This window comes from Lactiplantibacillus garii (assembly GCF_003885105.1).
Lineage (GTDB): Bacteria > Bacillota > Bacilli > Lactobacillales > Lactobacillaceae > Lactiplantibacillus > Lactiplantibacillus garii.
This window is the reverse complement of record NZ_QWZQ01000073.1, coordinates 1-6,186: the sequence shown is the minus strand read 5'-3', so window position 1 is coordinate 6,186 and position 6,186 is coordinate 1. Positions and strand designations below refer to the sequence as shown.

4 protein-coding genes are annotated in these 6,186 nt (G+C 48.0%); 3 read left to right on the top strand and 1 reads right to left on the bottom strand.

Features of this window, described 5'->3' with window-relative positions:
* Positions 1-167 precede the first annotated feature (167 nt).
* Positions 168-1,514, bottom strand: a complete 1,347-nt coding sequence (gene gdhA / locus D1831_RS13560) for an NADP-specific glutamate dehydrogenase (protein ID WP_125073379.1) — start codon at positions 1,512-1,514, stop codon at positions 168-170.
* 218 nt (positions 1,515-1,732) lie between these two features.
* Between gdhA and D1831_RS13555 the strand changes: the two genes are divergently transcribed.
* The 3 genes from D1831_RS13555 to wecB all read left to right on the top strand — a co-directional run bounded on the left by D1831_RS13555 (position 1,733) and on the right by wecB (position 6,156).
* A complete protein-coding gene (locus D1831_RS13555; protein ID WP_125073378.1) occupies positions 1,733-2,914 on the top strand; it encodes a serine hydrolase domain-containing protein in 1,182 nt (393 codons plus the stop codon).
* 134 nt (positions 2,915-3,048) lie between these two features.
* Complete coding sequence (locus D1831_RS13550; protein ID WP_125073377.1) at positions 3,049-4,875, top strand: glycoside hydrolase family 53 protein; 1,827 nt, start codon at positions 3,049-3,051, stop codon at positions 4,873-4,875.
* Between the two features lie 159 nt (positions 4,876-5,034).
* A complete protein-coding gene (gene wecB, locus D1831_RS13545) occupies positions 5,035-6,156 on the top strand; it encodes a non-hydrolyzing UDP-N-acetylglucosamine 2-epimerase (protein ID WP_125073376.1) in 1,122 nt (373 codons plus the stop codon).
* Positions 6,157-6,186 lie beyond the last annotated feature (30 nt).

The window sequence follows — 6,186 nt, the reverse complement described above, 5'->3', positions numbered from 1 at the left end:
AACTAGACCAATGTAAAACAACTTCTCTTTAATCGTATAGCGAGAACCTTTTCTGCCCATAGAAAAACTCCTCCTTAGGTAGGCAAGCTTTGATTATTTGCTTGTCTACCCAAAGAGGAGTATATCCCGCACTCCAGATTTGGAGCCGTAAACGTTTTTTATCACTTTTAAACCAATCCTTGCGCGAGCATTGCGTCGGCCACCTTGGTGAAACCGGCAATGTTTGCACCACTGAGGTAGTCGCCATTGACGCCGTATTCGTCGGCCGCGGCCACGGAATTGGCGAAGATGGTTTGCATGATGGTCTTAAGCCGCCCGTCAACTTCGTCAAATGACCAGCTGAGGCGCATGCTGTTTTGGCTCATTTCGAGGGCGGAAACGGCGACCCCACCGGCATTGGCAGCCTTAGCGGGACCGTATAAAACGCCGGCTGCTTTGTACGCCGCAATGGCGTCGGGGTTGCTTGGCATGTTGGCACCTTCCGCCACGGCCTTGGCACCGTTGGCAATGATGGTTTGGGCCTTGGCACCGTCAATTTCGTTTTGGGTCGCACACGGTAGGGCGATGTCGTAGGCTAACTGGGCGTCCCAAACGGAACCTTCGTGGTAACTAGCGCCGGTTACCCGTTCGGCGTAGTCCTTAATGCGGCCGCGTTCAACTTCTTTGATCTGCTTAACGACCTTAAAGTCAATCCCGTTTTCGTCAATGACGTAACCGTTGGAGTCGGAACAGGTGATCACCTTACCACCCAGTTCTTCGACTTTTTGGATGGCGTAGATGGCGACGTTACCGGCCCCGGAAATGGCGACCTTTTTATTAGTGAACGTTGAGTCGTTCGCCTTTAACATTTCATTGGTGTAGTAGGCTAAGCCGTAACCAGTTGCTTCGGGCCGGGCGAGCGAACCGCCGTAGCTTAAGCCCTTACCGGTCAAGACGCCGCGGTCGGCTCCGCGCAAACGTTTGTATTGGCCGTAAAGGTAACCAATTTCGCGCCCCCCGACGCCGATGTCACCGGCCGGTACGTCGGTGTCCAAGCCGATGTACTTGCTGAGTTCGGTCATGAAGCTTTGGCAGAAGCGCATGATTTCGTTGTCCGACTTACCCTTTGGGTCGAAGTCGGAGCCCCCCTTGCCCCCACCAATGGGAAGCCCGGTCAGGGAGTTTTTGAAAATCTGTTCAAAGCCTAAGAATTTAATAATGCTGAGGTTAACGGAAGGGTGTAAACGCAAGCCGCCCTTATACGGTCCGATGGCTGAGTTGAACTGGACCCGGAAGCCCCGGTTGACCTGGGCGTGCCCGGCGTCATCCAACCACGGTACGCGGAATTGAATGACCCGTTCGGGTTCGGTTAAACGTTCCAAGATGTTGGCTTCGATATATTCGGGATGCTTTTCAAATACCGGCGTCATGGTTTGTAAAAAGTCGTGGACGGCTTCTAAAAATTCGGCCTGATGGGGGTCACGGTGTTCAATCACCGCGTAAACGTGTTGTAAATAATCAGTTGCTTGACTCATATAATCATCCTTCCGTGTATAAGTTAACTATGGAACTAAGTTTACTGGTTATGTTCGTGAATTGCACGAGTTAAAATAACTAATTTTTGGCACCTTTTTAGTGAATATGCTAAAAATCAACCGTCGATTTTGGTTCGGCGGACTAACACTAACGCAACAATCCGTGCATTTTTCTCACTCCGGTCGTACGCTATGGACACACGATGGGGGGAGTAGGGATGAGAAAACGTGTCTGGAGCGTTGTCATTATTATAGCAGGATTTTTAATGATCGTTGGTGGGGGATTCTGGGCTGATCAACAGCTTAACAAACTAACACCCAAGCGCTCGCGAACGGTTAAAGTGGACAACGCGCGGGTCACTAAACCCCAAGCGGTTAAAAAGGTGGTTAAAAAAAAGACGTCGGTTCAGCCCCGGGACCCGGGACAACTGACCCAAGCGCAGGCGATGGCGCAAATCGACGCGTTGATTAAGCGCCACCAAATTATGGGAACGTTGTTAGTGACCACCAATGGTCCCAAGGGGGCGAAAGTACGAACGTACGGGTATGCCGATTTGAACAAGCGGATTCGTAATACTAAAACGGAGGCCTACCCGCTAGCTTCGTTGCAAAAGGCGCTGACGGCTACCGTGATCCAGCACCTGATTAATCAGGGCGAGCTGACGATGACGACCCCGTTAAGCCGCTTTTACCCACAAGTTCCGTACGCGGATCAAATTACGATTCGGCAACTATTGGACCACCGTTCGGGATTGCGAATGGCGGAGCCGTTACCGAAGTCGATTTTGCCGACCGAAGCGGCCCAAATCAACTTTACGCTGCGCCACGTTAAGTCGACGGCGGACCACGCTTACTTTTACACCAACGCGAACTTTACCATTTTAGCGGGGATCATCCGCAAGGTGTCACACCGTTCCTACATGACGATGCTGAACAACGTGATCATCAAGCCACTGGGGTTAAAGCATACCTTTGCCTATAACGACATTCCGGGTAACGTGGTCAACCCGTTAGCGTACCGTCTGACTAACGGGTTTTCACAAGGCACCTTGATTTCGAAACCACTACAATCCAGCGAACTCGGTTGCGGCAGCTTGTATATGAGTGTGGGCGATTATTATAAATTTATGGCCCACCTCCAGAGTGGCCAGTTAGTTGGTCAGGCTGGGTTGCGGGAGCTGACGAGTGATTTTACGCCGCGCTATTCGGGGGGCGTCTACTACCAACCAAACGGGCACATCCGGGTCGGTGGCAACGATAACGCGTTTCATACTTATTACATGGGAACCCGCGATGGGCGGGTGGCCTTAGTCTTGTTTGAAAATCAGGGTGTTTTTGCCGGTGATAACCAGGTGGCCTACCAGATTCAGCGAATTTTGATGCGGACGAAGAAATTTTAAATGGCACCCGAGCACGGTCAGTCAACCGTGCTTTTTTGACGTTTTTGTGAAGATAATATAATTTTTTTAATTAATTTAGCTAACAAAAGGCGTATAATAATCCTAGATTTTGTAGAAAGCGGGGAAAGCAAGTTATGAAGTACAAAGGATTAGTGGCTGCGGCCGTGGTACTCGGACTGGGGACACTCGGTTTGAGTGGCCTGAATGCCCAAGCCAACGCCGACGGGACCACGAACGCCAAGGAAGATAAGGTGAGCGTGACGCCCGTCAAAGGGGTTACTAAGAATACGATTCGCGGGGTCGATATTTCCAGTTTGCAAGCGGAATTAAACGCCGGCGTTAAGTATTACAACTATAAGGGCAAACAACAAGACATCATGCAGACGTTGGAAGACGCGGGGGTTAACTACGTCCGCCTGCGGATTTTTAACGATCCTTATGATAAAGCCGGTCACACTTATGGTGGTGGGGATTCAACGTTAGCGAACGCCATTAAAACCGGGAAAGATGCGACTAAGCACCATATGAAAGTCTTGGTTGATTTACAGTATTCTGATTTTTGGGCGGACCCTGCTAAGCAGGCCCTACCAAAAGCGTGGAAGAACTACACTTTTAAACAGAAAAAGCAAGCCGTTTACGATTACACCAAGGACGTTATGCAACAAATGACTAAGGCCGGTGTGAACGTCGGCATGGTCCAAGTTGGGAATGAAACGACTAAGGGTATGATGCAAGAATCTGATCCTGCTAAGTACATGCAATTTATCGCCGAAGGGGTCAACGCCGTACACAAGTACGCACCTAAAGCCTTGGCTGCAGTTCACTACGAATCACCGACTGCGGAATCCTTCGATAAAATTGCCGGTGAATTAAAAACCAATAAAGTTAACTATGACGTGATGGGAGCAACTTATTATCCACATTGGAATGGTCCTAATTCTAATTTAATTGGCGCGGAAAATGTGATCACTCAGAAGTATGGTAAGAAATTTGCCGTTATGGAAATGAGTTATCCTTACACGACCGACGACATGGACGGTCAACCAAACATCGTGGGGGACATCGCTAACCCACCGTTTAAGATTTCGGTGCAAGGCCAATCTGATTCTATCAGCGATGTCTGGAAGACGGTTATGCAAAATGGTAACGGTAAAGCCTTAGGGGCCTTCTACTGGGAACCAGCCTGGATTCCAGTAAAAGCCGGTTGGGATAACTACCAATATAACCGTGATATGGACGAAAAATACGGAACTGGTTGGGCCACTAAGTATGCCGCGGACTATTACGGTGACGCAGGGTATGCGGGTCAAAAGACTAACGTTGACTCATATTGGGGTGCTTCGTCCTACGATAACCAAGCATTGTTTGATCCAAATGGGAACCCGTTACAATCCTTACTCACTTTCAAGAAGATGATGGGCAAATCAGTAACTAAGCAGGCTGGCAAGTTATCGAATTACTACAAGGTAAGTAAGACGAGTGGCAAAGCCTACAACATGAACGGACCAAAGACGAACTTTACCTTTAAGAAGAGCTTTGACTTGAAGTCGGTTAAGAATAAGTACTTCAAGGTTGATAAACGGGCTTACATTGCTCGAACTAACGGTAAAACGTACTTGTACTATCACGTTAAGTCGGGTAAGAATACTGGCTGGGTATGGCACAAGTACCTGAAACGTTTAGATAATAAGGTTACTAAGCGGAGTAACGTTAAGGCCAAGACTTACCGGGTCATTAACGGTAAGAAGTCGAAGGGCTCAACGTACGCCTTTAAGGGCAGTTCTAAGAACTTCCAGTTTGTGAAGACGCATAACTTGAAGAATTACCCGAAGACACACTTTGTTAAGACTGAAAAAGTGACGGTCAAGAAGTATAACGGTAAGAAATACGTGTACTACTACGTTCACTCAACGAATAATAAGGTTAAGGGATACGTTTGGCACGGTTATTTAAAGCGTTAATTTAATCAAAAGTGCTTGAAATCAGTTTTCGATTTCAAGCACTTTTCTTATGGACTTAATAAATAAAGGAATGCTAACATTTAGTCGTTACGGGTGGCTCGTGGACGGGTTAAACGTTATGATAATAGTGTAGCAATTTTCGAAAATGGGTGAATATTAATGGCAAAACAAATTAAAGTCATGACGATTTTTGGGACCCGTCCGGAAGCTATCAAGATGGCTCCCATCGTCTTACAGTTGCAGCAACAAGAGCGGTTTATGCCGGTGACAGTGGTGACGGCACAACACCGTGAAATGTTGGATCAGGTTCTTGAAATTTTCCATATTGTGCCGGATTACGATTTAAATATTATGCAGCCTAACCAGACGTTAGCGGGTATTACTAGCCGGGTACTCACAAAATTGGATGCAATCATGGACGAAGTGCGTCCGGATATCGTGCTCGTCCACGGCGATACAACGACCACCTTTGCGGCCAGTGTCAGCGCATTTTACCACCAGATTCCCGTGGGACACGTCGAAGCCGGTTTGCGGACGTGGAATAAGTACTCGCCGTTCCCAGAAGAAATGAATCGGCAGCTAACCGACGTTTTAGCGGACATGTACTTTGCGCCCACCGAACTTAGTCGGCAAAATCTGCTTAAGGAAAATCATCCGGACGCGAACATCACGGTAACGGGAAATACGGCAATTGACGCGCTAAAGCAGACCGTTTCGCAAGATTACCAACACGACGCCTTAAAATTGATCAAACCGGGTCACCGGATGATTTTATTAACCATGCACCGACGCGAAAACCAAGGACAACCGATGGAAGCGGTCTTTACCGCCATCAAAGGTGTTGTAAAACAACATCCGGATGTTGAAGTCGTTTACCCGGTGCATTTAAGCCCGGTCGTCCAAGAAATTGCCCACCGGATCCTAGGTAATACGGAGCGGATTCATTTAATTGATCCGTTAGATGTTGTTGATTTTCATAACATGGCGGCGCGTAGCTACTTTATTATGACCGATTCGGGTGGTGTGCAGGAAGAGGCACCGTCACTGAATAAACCGGTGCTGGTTTTGCGGGACATGACGGAACGACCAGAAGGGGTTACGGCTGGAACACTGAAGTTAGTCGGTACCGATGGTCAACAGGTCACGCAAGCGATGAACCAGTTACTGGATGATCCGCAAGAGTATCAACGGATGGCGGATGCTAAAAATCCGTATGGAGACGGACACGCGTCGGAATATATTTTAAATGGTATTTATATGAAAATGTGTGATGAAAATTAGAGTGATTTACATTCCCAATGAATAGCTGTA